Origin of the sequence: Rhodoferax sp., assembly GCF_030653815.1 — a bacterium.
Lineage (GTDB): Bacteria > Pseudomonadota > Gammaproteobacteria > Burkholderiales > Burkholderiaceae_C > Rhodoferax.
Genome location: NZ_JAURYQ010000036.1, coordinates 80,880 through 97,267 on the forward strand (window position 1 = coordinate 80,880; position 16,388 = coordinate 97,267).

The following is a 16,388-nucleotide window of genomic DNA, read 5'->3' on the forward strand; positions in this document are numbered from 1 at the left end:
GTCATGGCTTGAGCAGTGAGTAGCCTACCCCGCGCACCGTCTTCAGGCTGCTGTCGCCAATTTTTTGCCGCAGGTTGTGAATGTGAACTTCAAGCACGTTGCTGTCACTGGTGCGGTTGGCGCCGAACACGGACTCTTCCAGGCGGCTGCGCGAAATGACTTGCCCGGCCCCCTCCATCAGCACCCGCAGCAGTTCGAACTCGCGGTTAGAGAGACTCAGTAACTTGCCCTCTTTCGTGACCACGAGGGTGTCCGAATCCAGCGTCAGCTTGCCGACGCAAAGGCGCCCCACGTAGCCGGCCCGGCGCACCAGGGCGCGCAGGCGCGCAATCAGCTCTTCCATGTCGGTGGTTTTGACCAGGAAGTCGTCGGCACCGGCCTCAAAGCACATCACCTTGTCGCGCGTGGTGTCGCGGGCCGTCAGCATCAGCACCGGCATGGAACTGCCGCTGGCCCGGAGTTTTTTCAGCAAGGCCATCCCGTCCAGGCCAGGCAGGCTGATGTCGAGCACCGCAACGCGAAAAAAAGATTGGGTCAACAACTCGAATGCCGCCTGCCCATCCGTGACCCAGTGCGCATCAAATCCGGCGTTTTTGAGGGCGGCCTGCAGACCCGCGCCCATCATCAGGTCATCTTCAACAATCAGCAGCTTCATGATGGGTTTTCCGTCTGGAGGAGTTCGATGAGCCGGTTCAGGGCCAGCTGCACCGTGGCTTGTCGCACCGCCGAGCGGCCGCCGTCGAAGTGCTTCAGTTCGCTGATCACGCCCGAAGGGGTCGCCCAGGCCAGCCACACGGTGCCCACCGGTTTGTCCGCGCTGCCGCCCGAGGGACCCGCCACGCCGGTCACGGCGATGGCCGCCTGCGCGTGTGAATGGACCAGCGCACCCACCGCCATGGCCCGCGCAACGGCTTCGCTGACCGCCCCATGGCGCTCGATCAGCGCCGCATCGACGCCGAGCAATTCACATTTGGCGGCGTTGGAATAGGTGACAAAGCCGCGCTCAAACCAGTGGCTTGATCCCGCCAGCTCAGTGCAAGTGGCGGCGATCAGGCCGCCGGTGCAACTCTCGGCAGTCGTTAAAAACCAGCCCTTGCGCAACAGCAGAGGTGCCAGCAGTGCGCAACTTTCCAACATGGGGTGCCTATTTCTTGAGGGGGGCCAGGGTGGCTTCTTCAATCAGCACCTTGTAGCTGTAGCCCGCACCGAAGTCCTTGTCGTTGCGCACCACACCCGACGCGGTCACAAGGTCGCCCACTTTGGCAGATGCCGCGGTGGTCACCAGGATGTCGTTGTCATTTTTGGCGGAGGTGCCGGAACCGTCGCGCAGATGAACCCAGTTTTTGCCCATGATGCCGGCGTTGTATTTCACCACCTGGCCATTGACCTTGACCGGCTTGTCCTTGAGCTGGACTGATTTGCTCACGACATCAGCCACCGTGTAGGCGTTGGCGCCAGTGGCCTTGTCCACCTTGATGGGGGCCGCATCTGGCGCCGTGAGCATGGCCATCTTTGAGCCGAGGGCGCTCGGGCTGGCAGCACCAGCGGCGCCGCCCAGGCTGCCGAAGATGATGGTCGGGAAGGTTTTCTTGAGTGTTTTGCTTTCGAAATTGTTCATGACCATGGTGTTTTCAATCGTGACCGTGGCGCCTTTTTTGACTGCGGCGGTGCTGACGGCCACCCAGGTCTCGCCGTCTTTGGTCTTCAGCCGCAGGTAGGTGTAGCTGTCGACGTTCTTGACCTCCATGACTTCGCCACTGACCACCCCCTTGGCTTGTGCCTTGCTGGCCAGGGGGTCCGCTGCCCAAGCGGTGAACGATGCGGCGACGATGAGACTGGTGGCAATAAAGTGTTTCATGGGGTCTGGACGGTTTTGTGAAAGGAACAAAGCATAGCAGCCTGGGACGCAAGGGTGCTACCAGGCGCGCCAAAGCGCCAGCACCAACAAGGTGCAAAAGGCCGCGACCAGATCGTCGAGCATGATGCCCCAGCCCGCCTTGCGCCAGGCGCCGGGGTCGGTGTGGGGGTCGACCTGGTGGTAGAGCTGATCGGCCCAGGCCACTGGCCCGGGTTTGACGGCATCAAAGAAGCGGAACAAGACAAAGGCTGCCAACTGCTCCCAAAAGCTGGTCGGGCTCACCAGCCACAGCACCAGCCAGAAAGCGGCAATTTCGTCCCACACGATGCTGCTGGGATCCAGCGTGCGCAGGTGTCTGGCGGTGACCGTGCAGACCCACCAGCCAGCCAGAATGCTGACGACAATCAGCCAGCCCCATTGCGACTCGGTCAGGCGGTCTTGTAGCAGCACGAACAGCGCCCAGGCCCAGAGCGTGCCCATGGTGCCGGGGGCCTTGGGACTGAGCCCGGAGCCAAAGCCCAGCGCCATCACATGGGCCGGGTGCGCCATCATGAAACGGCCGGTCGGCACCACCGGGCCCAGCGGACGGGCCGTGACAGGCGGTATTTCAAGCACAGACTCGGGATCAAGCATGGTTGGATTATCGAGGCTGCGCTTGATCCGCTTCAGGCAAAGTGATCAAAGGAAGCGTAATGATTGGGTAGCCGCTGGCCCTGTGCGTCGAGCAGCCGCAAGCCCGGGCTGGCGTCAATTTGGCCGACCCGGTGCACCGGGGTCTGGCTGGCCTGGGCTGCGTGGGCCACGGCATCACGCTGATGGGGTGCGGCGGTAAACAGCAACTCGTAGTCGTCGCCGCCAGCCAGTGCCAGGGTGCGCCACTGTTCGACCGAGAGAGCGATGTGACCGCCCGCGTCGCCAGCAATCGGTCCGGGGTAACAAGCGATGCATTGCACCAGCGTGTCGACCTGCAAAGTCGCGCCCACTTGCGAGCATTCCAGAACATGCCCAAGGTCGCCGATCAGGCCATCGCTGAGGTCAATGGCCGCGCTGGCAATGCCGCGCAGCGCCATGCCCAGCGCCACACGCGGCGTGGGTCGCTCCAGTCGCGCGCGCGCCGCCAGCAGCCAGGGTTCCGGGAGGGGTAATTTGCCTTGTTGCACGTTCAGCGCCAGCCGCGCATCGCCCAGTGTGCCGCTGACATAGAGGTCGTCACCAGCACGGGCACCCGTGCGCAGCAGGGCCTGGGAGCGCCCATTGATCACCGGCACTTCGCCAAACACCGTGATGCAGATGTTGAGCGGCCCGGCGGTGGTGTCGCCGCCAATGAGCTCGCAGTCGTGGGCATCGGCCAGTTCAAACAGGCCCTGGGCAAAGGCGGCCAACCAGGACGCATTGGCCTCGGGCAGCGCCAGTGCCAGGGTGAACGCCAGTGGTTTGGCACCGCAGGCGGCCAGGTCGCTCAGGTTGACCGCGAGTGCCTTGTGGCCCAGGCTGTGGGGATTCACATCGGCAAAAAAATGGCGGCCCTGCACCAGCATGTCGCACGAAATCGCCAACTGGGTGCCGGGCGCGGGCTGCAACAGCGCACAGTCGTCGCCAATACCCAGCGCTGCGTGGTGCACCGGGCGCTTGAAGTAGCGTGAGATCAGATCGAACTCACCCATGCTTGTTGTCCTGGGCTTGACTGGCCGCGCTGGCGGGCCAAAAAAAACTGGGCCAGCGGGTGTTAATGCGGTGTCGGATGGCCTGGTAGATGCGGCTGCGGTCCACCCCACTGACGTTGTGCGCCTTGAGCGCCAGCAGGAACGCCAAATAAAAGCTCACGCCCACGTTGAGCGCAGCGGTGATGGCAATGCCGGCCACACACCACCAGAACGCCCCTTGCTGCAGCAGGTCCGGCCCCAGGCTGGCGGCGGCGGCGGCCAGTTGGCCGGTGGACAGCGTGACGTGGCGCACCTCCAGACCGAGACCAAAAAATGCCGCAAAGGCTGGCACCAGGCCCAGCATCAGCCCGAGCGACACATTGGCCGCCAATCCCGAAATATTGTGGCGCATGAAGCTGGCCCAGCGCTCGGCCCTGGCTGGACCCAGTGCCGTGGTGACCTTGGGGTTGTAACGAATGACCGAATCCAGCCGGTGCAGCACAAACCAGTTTTCGGTCCAGCCCGCAATGATGCTTGACGCAAACAGCAGCACGCCGGTCAGGGCCGCAAACAAGGCCGTGGGCCCAAGCACGGTCAGGTCTTGCAGGACGTGTTTGGCCACGCTGGCATCTATCATGGGCGCGCCAAAAGCAAACCACAAGGCGCTGCTGATCAGCAGCACCGCCGGCGCCACCAGTGCCAGGTTGCCCACGATCGCCGCCACTTGCGAGCGCACCAGATGCGTCACTTCATCGACAAAACCCTCGATGGCACCCGGTGCTCCCAGCTCCTTGAGCTTGGCCGCCATGGCGGGGGCAGTCATGGCGGGTTGTTTGGTGGCCACGGTCCAGTGCAACATCTGGATCAGCACAAAACTCAGGGCGTAGTTGAGGCCGGCGTAAAAGCCGCTCCAAAAAGCCGACAAGCTCATGGACACCACGACAAACTTCATCAGCGTGGTGATGGACATGACGGCGCCACCGCCAGCCGCGTCACGCAGCATCCGCATGTATTCGGCCCGGTTGCGGGTGATGTAGTGTTCGCCGGTCTCGGAGCTGCGCTCGGCGACCTTGGCTGCCAGCATGGAGGAGTTGGCGGCAAGGAGGGCGCGCAGACTGCGTCGCTCCAGGCCCATCTTGACCAGGTCCGCCAGCAATTGCACGGTCAATCGTTGTGGCCGCTCTGACAGCAGGCAGTCAAGCAGGGCGCGAATGCGCAGCACGCGGCTTCGCATCTGGCGCAATTGAAACACCAGGTTGACCGAAATGCCGTGTGCTTCCAGATGGGTATAGACCGAAGCCGCTGCGTGACGGCAGGCATCCAGACGCGCCAGGAACTGATGTAATGCCGCCTGGCGCTCTACGTTGTGCTGTAGCGGGCTGGCCAGAAAGGCTGCTTGCAGGGCATCAAAGTCGGTTGTCAAGGCGTGAAACGGCGCAGTTTCACGGGCTGGCATGCTCATGCGCAAGCGCAATTCCGGCGAGAAGCCGGTGGTCCGAATCTGGCTGGTGCAAAACGTCAGCGCTTCCAGCAGCGTGGCCTGCCATGGTGAGATCTCGCGCTGCTGGCTGTTGGTCAGCCAGACACAGTGACCCAGTTCAAGGTTCACGCAGCGGCTTTTCAGCAAGTCGGCCAGCCTGGCCAAGGTGGCATCGTCCAGCGCCGTGAGCCAACGGGCATCAAAGGCATCGTGAAAGGCGAGTGTAAAAAGCGCCGATGCGTCCGCTGTTTCGGGCGTTCCGGGCAGGAACTTGAGCCGCAGTCGCTCCAGTAGTTCACTGGCAAAGGCGCTGCGCGACGAAAACCCGTAGTCGGCCAGCAAGGCCGTGGCATCGACCGTGCCCAGCAGTTTTTGCCACCAGGCTTGCAGTCTGGCGGCCGCCTCCGGGCGTTGTTGCAGGGCATCGAGCAGCAGGTTGACGCGCGCCACGGCACGCGGCACCGAGTCACGGCTGCCGCGAATCCAGCCCAGCAGTTCGATCAGCCAGAGGTGGCGGTGTGCGAGATCGGCGTGCGGGTCGAGGGCGTCCAGCAGTTCGGAAAGATCAGTCCTGGCCACCATGAATCTAGTGCAGCGTGCGCGTGCCGCCGTTTTCACTCAGGGCGTCGAGCACAAACATGGGCACATCCACGTCGAATTTTTCACCGTCCTCGGCAACGCAAAAGAAACTGCCGTGCATGGTGCCGGTGGGCGTGCGCAGCCGGGTGCCGCTGGTGTACTCGAAGGACTCACCAGGTTGCAGCAGCGGCTGGTGCCCCACCACGCCCAGGCCCTTGACCTTTTCGTGGTGGCCCACGGCGTCGTTGACGTTCCAGGTGCGGGAAATCAATTGCGCCGCAATGCTGCCGGTGTTGCGAATGGTGATGGTGTAGGCGAAAAAATACTGCCCTTGCCCCGGTGCCGATTGATCAGCGAGGTAGCGCGGTTGGACCTGAACCTGCAATTGGTAAATGGGAGAAGTTGCCATGGTCTGAGAGCTAGGGTTTGATGCCGGCAAGGGACGCGACTTCAAGCCTTGTCATAGTGTGAAGTGGCTGGATTGATGAAGCTGCCAGACTTGCCCCCATGCTTTTCCAGCAGTTTGATGTCGGTCATGGTCATGCCGCGGTCCACCGCCTTGCACATGTCGTAAATGGTCAACAGGGCGGCCGAGACGGCGGTGAGGGCTTCCATCTCGACGCCGGTGGGTCCCACCGTTTCCACGGTGGCTTTGCAGAGTACGCTGCTTGATTCGGCCGGGCCGCCGTGCAGCACCTTGAATTCAATGGCCACGCGGGTCAGCGCCAGCGGGTGGCACAGGGGAATCAGATCACTGGTTTTCTTGGCGGCCATGATGCCGGCGATGCGGGCAATGCCCAGAACATCGCCTTTTTTGGCGGTGCCCGACTCGATAATGGCCAGCGTGGCTGGCAGCATGTCAATGCGCCCGCCGGCAACGCCAATGCGGTGGCTGGCGACTTTGGCCGCCACGTCGACCATGTGGGCTTGGCCTTGGTCGTCAAAATGGGTGAGGGTGCTCATGACAAAAATGGGGAGAAGTTGAACCAAAGTAAAGGCCACGGCGCGACCGAACCTTTACACGCAGCTGGCATCATACGGTGATCGTCTGACCTATTCATTTGCAGGTGTACAAAATTTATCGCCCATGTTGATTCATCAATTCAAACCAAAAGCACTGTTTGTCCCTGTATTAAAAAAGAAGACCGCTCTCTTTTTTGTAGCGGTTTGCCTGGTTTTTCCGATTTCCCTGAATGCACAGGGCCCCGTGGCCAATGCGCTACCGTTGCTGGGGGACGGCAGCGACATAAGTGCCAGCGCCGAGCGCCGGCTGGGCGACCGTATCGTGCGCGAGTTGTACCGCGACCCCGATTTTATTGATGATCCGGTGCTCACCGACTACGTGCAGGGCATCTGGCAACCGTTGCTGACCAGCGCCCGGGTGCGCGGCGATCTGACGCCTGAACTCGAAGAACGCTTTGCCTGGCGTATCATTTTGGGGCGCGACCGCAGTGTCAACGCGTTTGCCTTGCCAGGTGGTTATTTTGGCGTGCATCTGGGCTTGCTGGCAGTGGTGAGCAGTCGTGATGAGTTGGCTTCGGTGCTGGGCCACGAGTTGAGCCATGTCACCCAGCGCCATATCTCGCGCCTGATTTCCAAAAGCAACCAGCAAACACCCTGGATGATTGGCGCCATGATTCTGGGCGCCCTGGCGGCCAGCAAAAACCCTGATGCGGGCAATGCCCTGATTGTTGGGGGGCAAGCCTTGTCAGCGCAAGGCCAGCTGAATTTTTCCCGCGACATGGAACGCGAAGCCGACCGCATTGGTTTTGGCGTGATGACCCAGGCCGGCTTTGAGGCGCAGGGTTTTGTCGGCATGTTCGACAAACTGCAGCAGGCCTCCCGGCTCAATGACAGCGGCGCCTACCCTTACCTGCGCAGCCATCCGCTGACCACCGAGCGCATCGCCGACATGCAGTCGCGACTGCCGCTGGGCGCACCGCATGCGGTCGAGGTCACGCCCGGCATGACCCACGCCATGCTGACGGCGCGCGCGCGGGTGCTGTCCAACCCCGGTTCCGACGCACTGCGCGGCTGGCTGGCGCAGGCCGATGACGCGGGGCTGGCGCGGCAGGCGCCAGCGCAGCAGGCGGGTGTCTTCTACGGTGCCGCCATGGCCGCCATGCGCATGCGTGACGCGGTGCAGGCGCGCAAGCAGTTGGCGCGGCTGCAAAAAGTGGTCCTTGATGACGTCGAGGCGATGCGCCAGGCGCGCTGGCTGGGGCTGGAAATTGAACTGGCAGCAAGCGATCGGTCACTTCCCAGGCTGCTGGCCCTGGGGGCTGAGGCGGGGCCCGAACCTGGCCTACCGGTGATGGCCGCTACATCGCGCCGCCCGGAGCTGCTGCTGCAGGCCCAGCTGGCCGTTCAGGGTGGACAGGCGCAGGGGATGGATCAGGCGGCGCAAGCCCTGCAAAGCTGGCTGGTCAGGCAACCGCAGGATGCCTTGGCATGGCAGTGGCTGGCCAGCCTTTACGCCCAGCAAAACCAGGGTCTGCGCGCGCTGCGGGCCGAGGCTGAAGTGCGGGTCGCGCAGCTCGACTATGCGGGGGCGTTGGACCGCCTGAAAGCCGCGCAGGATCGGCCGCGGGCGCCGGGCGCCGTGAACGCATCAGCCGACCACATCGATGCGTCGATCATCGACACCCGTCGCCGGCAGATCGAGCTCTTGCTGAAAGAGCAGGCGCAGGAACCCTGAGGACTTATTTGCGGCCGAACGCGGCGTCAATGAGCAGACCCAGGGCCGAGTAGATCAGCGATCCCCACAGCGCGGCGTAGAAGTCGCGCACATGAAAGCCTTCCAGGATGCCCGCGGCTGACCAGAACATCAGGGCGTTGATGACAAACAAGAACAGTCCCAGCGTGACCACGGTCACCGGCAGCGTCAGCACCACCAGCACCGGGCGCAGCACCATGTTGAAGAGCCCGATGACCAAGGCGGCAATGAGCGCGGCACCCAGGCTGCTGACCACAACACCGCTGTAAAGATAGGCCACACAGAGCAGGGCGGCGGCACTGAGCAGCCATTTGAGTAGAAGTTTCATGGGCACAAGCTTAGCACTTTGCCGGATTTGTTGAACCGGGGCGCTATGATCCGCTCCCCATGACAGGTATCCACATCACCGACATTGAAGCGGCCATCAACTTCTGGCGCACCAGATCGCCCAGCGTGGAAGGTGCCACACTGGCGCCACCGACACGTGCTTTGGCTGAGGTCTATGCCGTGATGGCGGTTGAGCGCCGCCACGAGGTGGATGAAGCGGCCCTGCCTGAGGCGGCCTGGCAAGCCTGGCTGAGTTGGTACAGGAGCACGCCCGACACCCCCTGCATCGCGATTTGCTCGACCAGTCAGGGCGATGAAATTTGCAAGGGCTGTGGCCGCACCTTTGCCGAGGTGCAGTACTGGACCGAGATGCAGCCGGTGCAAAAACGCGCCATCTGGCGGCGCATCACGCAGGAAGGCACGTCATGGCGATTCAATAAATACGCCGAGCGGGCCGCTGAAAAAAAAGCGTTTTAGAGAGAAATACCACCCGAGACTTCGATCACTTCGCCATTGATGTAGCTGGCCTCGTCGCTGGCCAAAAATGCGTAGACGTTGGCGATTTCCTCGGGTTTGCCCAGGCGGCGCAAGGCCACTTTGGCACCGAGGTCCTGCAGCACTTTTTCAGGCATGGCGGCCACCATCGGGGTGGTGATGAAGCCGGGGGCGACGGCGTTGGTGCGCACACCCTTGGGGCCGAGCTCGCGGCTCCAGGTCTTGGTGAAGCCGATCACACCGAACTTGGTGGCGGCGTAATTGGTCTGACCAAAGTTGCCATACAGGCCAACCACCGAACTCGCGTTCAGAATCACGCCACTGCCCTGGGCCACCATGCCGTCGGCCACCGCTTGCGAGCAGTGGAACACGCCACGCAGGTTGACGTCGATGACCTTGTCAAATTGCTCTGCCGTCATTTTTTGCAGGCGCGCATCCTGGGTGATGCCGGCGTTGTTGACCAGCACGTCGATGCGGCCGAATTTGGCCTTGACCTGGGCCACCACGTCATCAACCACAGCGCGCTGGGTCACGTCCATGACAAAACCCTCTGCGGTGGCGCCCAGGGCGCGGCACTGGGCCACGGCCTCGTCAACGCCGGCCTGTTTGACGTCACAAACGATGACGATCGCGCCTTCCTGGGCGAATTTGAGCGCGGTGGCCAAACCAATGCCTTGAGCGGCGCCGGTGATGATGGAAACTTTGTTGGAAAGACGTGCAGACATGTTGATTTGATAAGTAGTGAAAGAAACAGAAGAATGGTATTCCCCTGAAATTTCACTAACTTGACACCAATCAACTACTTCCAGATTAGCGGCTCAATTTCGACATTGTGGGTGCCGTCGCCCAGTGTCAGCATGCCTTCCTGGACGGTGGCCTGCAGCGCCATGCTGCGCTTGGCCATCGGAATCAGCGCCTGCGCTGCGGCCGTGGGAATACGCCAGACGCGCAGGTTTTTTGGGCGCGTCAGTTTGCTTTGCATGCCGCGCCACCAAATGTCGGCGGCCTGGCTGAAGCAATACAGCACGACGGCATCGGCCTTGCCGCAGGCTTTCAACAGCGGCTTGTCCTCGGGCTGCCCAACCTCGATCCACAGGCGCGTCTGGCCGGTGAAGTCACGCAGCCAGACATCGGGCTCGTCAGGGTCGCTCAAGCCGGCGCCAAAAGCCAGTGTGCCGTCGCCAGCACAGACATCCTGCAGCTGGTGCGCCTGCAGGGCCAGCGCGCACAGCCGCACCATCATGCGTTCGTCGGTTTCGCTGGGGTGGCGCGCCAGCGTCAGCGCGTGGTCGGCGTAATAGCCGTGGTCGATGTCTGCAATTTGCAGGTTGGCCTTGAAGATGGTGGACTTGATCGCCATCAGACTTGCCGCCGGGCCGCCCCAAGGCAAGTCAGCCCCCTTGGGGGGCAGCGAGGACACGAAGTGCCGAGCGTGGGGGCCATATCAGACGCGTTTGGCCAGTTCGGCGGCCTTGCCCACGTAGCTGGCCGGGGTCATGGCCAGCAGGCGCTCTTTTTCGGCTTCGGGCAGGTCCAGGCCGGCAATGAAGCCCTGCATCAGTTCGCGGGTCATGGCCTCGCCCCGGGTGAACTTCTTGAGCTGCTCGTAAGGTTGCGGCAGGCCAAAGCGGCGCATCACGGTTTGAATCGGTTCCGCCATGACTTCCCAGGAGCTGTCGAGGTCAGCGGCTATGGCCGCTTCATTGATCTCGAGTTTGCCCAGGCCGGTGGCCAGTGACTGGTAGGCCAGCACGGCGTAGCCCAGTGCCACGCCCATGTTGCGCAGCACCGTGCTGTCGGTCAGGTCGCGTTGCCAACGGCTGATGGGCAGCTTGTCGCTCATGTGGCGCAACAGCGCATTGGCCAGGCCCAGATTGCCCTCGGCGTTCTCGAAATCAATCGGATTGACCTTGTGCGGCATGGTACTGGAGCCCACCTCGCCATCGCGCAATTTTTGTTTGAAGTAGCCCAGGGAGACATATCCCCAGACATCGCGTGACCAGTCAATCAGGATGGTGTTGGCGCGCGCCACCGCGTCAAACAGCTCGGCCATGTAGTCGTGCGGCTCGATCTGGATGCTGTAGGGCTGAAACGTGAGGCCCAGGCCCAGCGGTTCGGGGCTCTCAATCACCTTGCGGCTGAAGGCCTCCCAGTCAAAGTCGGGCCAGGCCGACAGGTGGGCGTTGAAGTTGCCCACGGCGCCGTTCATTTTGCCCATCAGTTTGACGCTGGCAATTTTGTCGCGTGCCGCCACCAGGCGCACCACCACGTTGGCGATTTCCTTGCCCACGGTGGTCGGGCTGGCGGTCTGGCCGTGGGTGCGGCTGAGCATGGACACTTCGGCAAAGGCATGCGCCATCTCGCGCAGTTTGGCAATGATGTCATCGAGCTTGGGCAGCAGCACTTGCGCGCGGCCGCTTTTCAGCTGGAGCGCGTGGCTGGTGTTGTTGATGTCCTCGCTGGTGCAGGCAAAGTGCACGAACTCCTGCGCGGCCACCAACTCGGGCCGGCCCTCGAATTTGGATTTGATCCAGTATTCAACCGCCTTGACGTCGTGGTTGGTGGTCTTTTCGATGGTCTTGATGGCGGTGCCATCGATTTCCGAGAAGTTTTTCACGAGACCCAGCAGGTAGGTGCGGGCACCGGGTGACAAAGGCTTGAATTCCTTGAAGCCGCAGTCGCTCAAGGCAATGAACCAGGCCACCTCCACCTGCACCCGTCGGTGCATGTAGCCCTGTTCGCTCATGGCGGGGCGTAATTTGGCAAGTTTGGCGGCGTAGCGGCCGTCCAGGGGCGAGAGGGCGGAGATGGCAGAAGTAGTCATGGGCAGGATTGTAGGAGCATCAAAAGCCGCTCTTGTGCACAGCGACAAACGCATGGCGCTGTATAGAATGCAGCCACAATCACAACGCTTACCACTGTCACATGCCCATGAAACTGATCGGATCCAACACCAGCCCCTACGTGCGCAAGGTACGCATCGTCATGGCCGAAAAAAAGCTTGACTACGAGTATGTGCTGGAAGACGTGTGGTCCGCCAATACCAACATTGCTGTTTCCAGCCCTCTGGGCAAGGTGCCTTGTCTGGTGATGGAAGGGGGCGATGTGATTTATGACTCGCGGGTCATTGTGGAATACCTCGACACCCTGTCCCCGGTGGGTAAGCTCATTCCGGCGGTGGGCCGCGAGCGTGCCGAGGTCAAGACCTGGGAGGCCCTGGCCGACGGTATCCTGGATGCGGCCATTCTGGCGCGGTTGGAGGCCACCTGGGCCGGCCGCCTGGATGGCCAGCGCAGTCAGGCCTGGATCGATCGGCAACTGGCCAAGGTGGCATGCGCCTTGGTCGCCGCCAGCAAGGATCTGGACGACAAGCCTTATTGCGTGGGCGTTCACATGAGTCTGGCCGACGTGGCGCTCGGTGTGGCCCTGGGCTATCTGGATTTCCGTTTCCCCCAACTGCCGTGGCGCGAACAGTATCCGAACCTGGTCAAACTGCAGGACAAGCTGATGCTGCGCGCCAGCTTCCACGACACCCGGCCGATTTAACGCACTGTGCCTGACACCCCAAGTCCTGCCGGCCTGACGGCCAGGCTCGTTCATCCGAGCGACCTGGTGGCGCGCGTCGCCGCCTTGCCGCGCCCGCTGGTCTTTACCAATGGCGTGTTTGACGTCTTGCATCGCGGTCATGTGATGTACCTGGAGCAGGCACGTGCGCTGGGTGCCAGCCTGTTGGTGGCGCTGAACACCGATGCCTCGGCGCGACGCCTGGGCAAGGGGCCGGACCGGCCGCTCAACAATGAAATGGACCGTGCCTGTGTCATGGCGGCGCTGGCCAGCAGCAGCCTGGTGACTTGGTTTGACGAGGACACGCCGCTTGAACTGATCAGTCTGGTACGACCCGATGTCCTGGTCAAGGGCGGCGACTACGACATGGCCAAACTCCCCGAGTCCGCGCTGGTGCAGAGCTGGGGTGGCCGTGCACTGGCCTTGCCGTTTGTGGCCGGTTATTCGACCACGGCCCTGGTGCAAAAAATCAGACACCCGTCTTCGTAGCGCGGATGCAATCCGGGGGGGCGTAGGTGCGAGAGCGGCCGGGATCAACCGCCCGGAATATCGGTTCGGAATTGGTCGTGGCAGCTTTTGCAGCTTTTTTGCACAGCCTCAACGCTGGCGCGAATGGCAGGCAGGTCAGCACTGCCGGCACGCTGCACCAGGGTGTCGATCGCTGCCAGGTAGGTGTCCTGCGCCTTTTTGAATTCACCGGCCTGGCTCCAGACCTCGGGCTTGGCACGGGTCGGCGGGTAATTGCCATCGGCCCTGAAATAAACCCAGGGCTGGCTTGAGAGTTCCTGCAGCGCCACGGCGCTGGCCAGAAAGTCGGCCTTGACATAGTCCTGCCGCTCGCGCGCCACCAGGCCCATGGGCTCAAGGGTCTTGGTAAATTGCTTGAACAGGGCCTGGCGCTTGCTGACCAGTTGTTCCGGGTGAGTGTCTTTGACGCGCTCACTGCAGGCGCTCAACAGAATGGCGCTGGCGAGGAGCGGGAGCACGATAAATTTATGCATGGTGTCGGGTTGCGATCAAGGGTGTGAGGGGGAGGGCGCAAAGACCTGGTGCCAGAGGGCCAAAATGGCGTCCTGCTCGGCTTGCATGGTGTGCGCGGCCAGTTGGGTGCTGGTTTCGTCGAGGCGCGCCTTGTGCTGCACCTGGCGCATGGCGCGGTAGGCGGTGGCGGCGTTGTGACCCAGGCCGGCAGGCAGCAAGCCCAGCGCTTCGGCGCGTTCCAGCAAGGCAATATTGCCCGCGTTGGCCATCAGTTCCGGGTGCGCGCCCGATTGCGACAGCACCAGGAACTGCATGACAAATTCGGCGTCAATCATGCCGCCGGCGCTGAACTTGATGTCGAATTTGTCGGCCTTGACCGGGTGTGCGCTGGCCATGCGGTCGCGCATGGCGGCAATTTCGCCACGCAAGCTGTTCGCATCGCGTGGCGCGCTGATCACCGCCTTGCGCACCGCATCAAAGCGTTCGTGCAGCGCCACATCGCCGAGCACACAGCGCGCCCGCGTCATGGCCTGGTGTTCCCAGGTCCAGGCGGTGTTGGAGCCGCGTTGCTGCTGGTAGTTGGCATAGGCGGCAAAGCTGGTGATCAGCAGGCCGGCGTTGCCGTTGGGGCGCAGCGCCGTGTCAATTTCGTACAGGTCGCCTTCGCCGGTCTTGACGGTCAACCAGTTGATGAGTTTGCGCACCAGCGCGGCATAAATTTCCGGGGCGTTTTCGTCGTCGTCGTCAAAGACAAACACGATGTCCAGGTCGCTGCCGTAACCCAGTTCCTTGCCGCCCAGTTTGCCGTAGGCAATGATGCCGAACCGGGGCTGCGCGCGGTGCGCCTTTTTCAGGTGGCTCCAGCACCAGCGGGTGGTGGTGCGCAGGATGGCATCGGCCAGCGCGCTCAGGTCGTCGGCCACCTGCTCCACCGTGAGCTTGCCTTCGATGTCGCGCGCCAGCGTGCGAAAGACCTCGGCGTGGTGGGCGCGGCGCAGCAGGTTGAGCAGGGTTTCTTCGTCGTCCTCGCCGGTGCCGGCCAGTGACGAGCGGCGGTGCTCCAGCTCGGTCTCGAACTCCTGGGTGTTAAAGCGCTCCTCCATCATGGCGGGGCTGGCCAGCTCATCGATGACGCCAGGGTGGCGCAGCAAATAGCGCGCCGGCCAGCGCGCCGCCCCCAACAAGCGCAGCAAGCGTTCGTGCACCTGTGGGCGCTCCAGCAGCAAGGCCAGGTAACTTTCACGGCGCAGCAGCGGCTCCATCCAGTCCACCAGGCGCACTGCTGCCTCTTCGGTGACGCGGTCTTCGCGCACCCATTGCGCAGTGCGCCCCAGCAGTCGCTGCAGGCGTTCGCGGGCTTCGTCGCGCAAGGCCAGCACACGCGGGTGCTGACACCATGATTCAAGCCGCTGACGGAGGGCTTCGCCCAACTGCGGCAACAGGTCGTCAATCGACTGGTTGTTGGCCTTGCCGTTGTTGCAGCCCTTGCATTCGGGCTCCGGGCCGCCCAGCAGTTTGTCGAATTCCTGCGCCACCAGCTCGCGGTGGGTGTCCAGCTGGCTCAACAGCGCCTGCGAGCTGGCAAACCCCATGGTCGCGGCGATCCAGTTCAGGTCGTGGTCTTGCGTCGGTAGCACATGGGTTTGCTGGTCGTCGAGGTATTGGATGCGGTGTTCGATCTGGCGCAAAAAGATGTAGGCCTGGGCCAGCGCCTGGGCGGTCTGCTCTGACATCAAATTGGCGCGCACCAGGCGCACCAGCGCGCTCAGGGTCGGGCGGGTGCGCAGCTCGGGGAAATGGCCGGCGCGCACCACCTGCAGCAGTTGCACGGTGAACTCGATCTCGCGGATGCCGCCGCGCGAGAGCTTGACGTCATTGGCGCGCTCGGGGTGGCCGGCGCTGCGTTTGGCCGCGTGCTCGCGAATTTGCCGGTGCAACACGCGCAAAGCGTCAAACACGCTGTAGTCCAGGTAACGCCGAAAGACAAAGGGCATCACCACCTTGCGCAGCGCCTGGGTGGCGCCGCTGGTGACGCTCTCGAACGGCGCCACGACCCGGCTCTTGAGCCAGGCAAAACGCTCCCACTCGCGACCCTGCACATGCAGGTACTCCTCGAGGGCATCAAGCGACACCGCCGCCGGACCCGAGTTGCCATTGGGGCGCAGCGCCAGGTCGACACGGAACACAAAGCCGTGTTCGGTGGTGTCGCCCACCAGCGCATACACCGCGCGCACCACCTTGCCAAAATACTCGTGGTTGGTGATGTGGTTGCGCCCCTGTTCGTTGCCTGCGGTTTCGCCATCTTCGTCATAGACGTAAATCAGGTCGATGTCACTGGACACGTTGAGCTCACGGGCGCCGAGCTTGCCCATGCCCACCACCCAGACCTGGGCGCGCTCACCCGTCGGTGTGAGCGGGGCACCGTGGCTGACGTCGAGCGCCGCCTGCGCTTGCGTCAGGGCGCGGTTGAGCGCAAATTCGGCCAGGTCGGTCATCGCCTGCGTCACTTGGGCCAGCGGAAGTTGTTGCTCGCAGTCCAGGCACAGCAGGCGCTCGATCATCAGTTGGCGCGTGATGCGCAGCGCACTGGCCAGGCTGTGGCCCTGGGCCTGGAGCGCCTCAAAGGTGGCCAGCAGTTGCGCCGGGTCGGGTACGCCGGGGGCAAGTAGCGGCAATTCGGCCTCATAGCGGCGGCGGACGCGCTGGGCAAAGCGGGAGTGGGTGGCCAGGGAGGGTCGGGTCATA

18 protein-coding genes are annotated in these 16,388 nt (G+C 62.8%); 4 read left to right on the forward strand and 14 right to left on the reverse strand.

Annotation, left to right across the window (positions count from 1 at the left end):
* Position 1: 1 nt before the first annotated feature.
* Genes Q7U49_RS12015 through moaC form a run of 8 tightly spaced genes read right to left on the reverse strand, consistent with a single transcriptional unit; the run spans position 2 to position 6,523 of the window.
* Positions 2-655: a response regulator transcription factor gene (locus Q7U49_RS12015; protein WP_304764504.1), complete on the reverse strand. Its 654-nt coding sequence runs from the start codon at positions 653-655 to the stop codon at positions 2-4.
* Positions 652-1,137, reverse strand: a complete 486-nt coding sequence (locus Q7U49_RS12020; protein WP_304764505.1) for a CinA family protein — start codon at positions 1,135-1,137, stop codon at positions 652-654. The genes Q7U49_RS12015 and Q7U49_RS12020 overlap by 4 nt, the downstream gene beginning before the upstream one ends.
* Before the next feature lie 7 nt (positions 1,138-1,144).
* On the reverse strand, positions 1,145-1,858 hold the full coding sequence (locus Q7U49_RS12025; RefSeq protein WP_304764506.1) for a nucleotide-binding protein: 714 nt from the start codon (positions 1,856-1,858) through the stop codon (positions 1,145-1,147).
* 57 nt (positions 1,859-1,915) lie between these two features.
* A complete protein-coding gene (locus Q7U49_RS12030; RefSeq protein WP_370653998.1) occupies positions 1,916-2,491 on the reverse strand; it encodes a phosphatidylglycerophosphatase A in 576 nt (191 codons plus the stop codon).
* 32 nt (positions 2,492-2,523) lie between these two features.
* Positions 2,524-3,522, reverse strand: a complete 999-nt coding sequence (gene thiL / locus Q7U49_RS12035; protein WP_304764507.1) for a thiamine-phosphate kinase — start codon at positions 3,520-3,522, stop codon at positions 2,524-2,526.
* Positions 3,515-5,563 carry a site-specific recombinase gene (locus Q7U49_RS12040; RefSeq protein ID WP_304764508.1) on the reverse strand — a complete coding sequence of 683 codons (2,049 nt, stop codon included), beginning with the start codon at positions 5,561-5,563 and terminating at the stop codon, positions 3,515-3,517. Before Q7U49_RS12040 ends, thiL begins: the two co-directional genes overlap by 8 nt.
* A gap of 4 nt (positions 5,564-5,567) precedes the next feature.
* Positions 5,568-5,969: a Co2+/Mg2+ efflux protein ApaG gene (apaG, locus tag Q7U49_RS12045; RefSeq protein WP_304764509.1), complete on the reverse strand. Its 402-nt coding sequence runs from the start codon at positions 5,967-5,969 to the stop codon at positions 5,568-5,570.
* A 41-nt stretch (positions 5,970-6,010) separates the two neighbouring features.
* Positions 6,011-6,523 carry a cyclic pyranopterin monophosphate synthase MoaC gene (gene moaC, locus Q7U49_RS12050; protein WP_304764510.1) on the reverse strand — a complete coding sequence of 171 codons (513 nt, stop codon included), beginning with the start codon at positions 6,521-6,523 and terminating at the stop codon, positions 6,011-6,013.
* A 124-nt stretch (positions 6,524-6,647) separates the two neighbouring features.
* On the opposite strand from moaC, the gene Q7U49_RS12055 reads away from it, so the two are divergent.
* Positions 6,648-8,258: a M48 family metalloprotease gene (locus Q7U49_RS12055; RefSeq protein WP_370653999.1), complete on the forward strand. Its 1,611-nt coding sequence runs from the start codon at positions 6,648-6,650 to the stop codon at positions 8,256-8,258.
* A 4-nt stretch (positions 8,259-8,262) separates the two neighbouring features.
* Here Q7U49_RS12055 and Q7U49_RS12060 read toward each other — a convergent pair whose 3' ends face one another.
* Positions 8,263-8,604, reverse strand: a complete 342-nt coding sequence (locus Q7U49_RS12060; protein WP_304764511.1) for a phage holin family protein — start codon at positions 8,602-8,604, stop codon at positions 8,263-8,265.
* 59 nt (positions 8,605-8,663) lie between these two features.
* Here Q7U49_RS12060 and Q7U49_RS12065 point away from each other — a divergent pair, with 59 nt between their 5' ends.
* Entirely contained in the window at positions 8,664-9,080 is a 417-nt protein-coding gene (locus Q7U49_RS12065; protein ID WP_304764512.1) for a DUF3717 domain-containing protein, read from the forward strand.
* Here the strand turns inward: Q7U49_RS12065 and fabG are convergent.
* The 3 genes from fabG to purB form a co-directional block, all read right to left on the reverse strand.
* Complete coding sequence (gene fabG / locus Q7U49_RS12070; protein ID WP_304764513.1) at positions 9,077-9,823, reverse strand: 3-oxoacyl-ACP reductase FabG; 747 nt, start codon at positions 9,821-9,823, stop codon at positions 9,077-9,079. The genes Q7U49_RS12065 and fabG overlap by 4 nt on opposite strands.
* A gap of 74 nt (positions 9,824-9,897) precedes the next feature.
* Positions 9,898-10,458 carry a YaeQ family protein gene (locus Q7U49_RS12075; protein ID WP_304764748.1) on the reverse strand — a complete coding sequence of 187 codons (561 nt, stop codon included), beginning with the start codon at positions 10,456-10,458 and terminating at the stop codon, positions 9,898-9,900.
* 84 nt (positions 10,459-10,542) lie between these two features.
* Positions 10,543-11,922, reverse strand: a complete 1,380-nt coding sequence (gene purB / locus Q7U49_RS12080) for an adenylosuccinate lyase (RefSeq protein ID WP_304764514.1) — start codon at positions 11,920-11,922, stop codon at positions 10,543-10,545.
* 107 nt (positions 11,923-12,029) lie between these two features.
* Here purB and Q7U49_RS12085 point away from each other — a divergent pair, with 107 nt between their 5' ends.
* Positions 12,030-12,644 (forward strand): glutathione S-transferase N-terminal domain-containing protein, encoded by a 615-nt coding sequence (locus tag Q7U49_RS12085; RefSeq protein WP_304764515.1) that lies wholly within the window; start codon positions 12,030-12,032, stop codon positions 12,642-12,644.
* 6 nt (positions 12,645-12,650) lie between these two features.
* Positions 12,651-13,151 carry an adenylyltransferase/cytidyltransferase family protein gene (locus Q7U49_RS12090; protein WP_370654000.1) on the forward strand — a complete coding sequence of 167 codons (501 nt, stop codon included), beginning with the start codon at positions 12,651-12,653 and terminating at the stop codon, positions 13,149-13,151.
* A gap of 44 nt (positions 13,152-13,195) precedes the next feature.
* Here the strand turns inward: Q7U49_RS12090 and Q7U49_RS12095 are convergent, their stop codons facing one another.
* Both Q7U49_RS12095 and glnE read right to left on the reverse strand, forming a co-directional pair.
* Positions 13,196-13,663 carry a cytochrome c gene (locus Q7U49_RS12095; protein ID WP_304764516.1) on the reverse strand — a complete coding sequence of 156 codons (468 nt, stop codon included), beginning with the start codon at positions 13,661-13,663 and terminating at the stop codon, positions 13,196-13,198.
* Between the two features lie 15 nt (positions 13,664-13,678).
* Positions 13,679-16,387: a bifunctional [glutamate--ammonia ligase]-adenylyl-L-tyrosine phosphorylase/[glutamate--ammonia-ligase] adenylyltransferase gene (gene glnE / locus Q7U49_RS12100; RefSeq protein ID WP_304764517.1), complete on the reverse strand. Its 2,709-nt coding sequence runs from the start codon at positions 16,385-16,387 to the stop codon at positions 13,679-13,681.
* Position 16,388 lies beyond the last annotated feature (1 nt).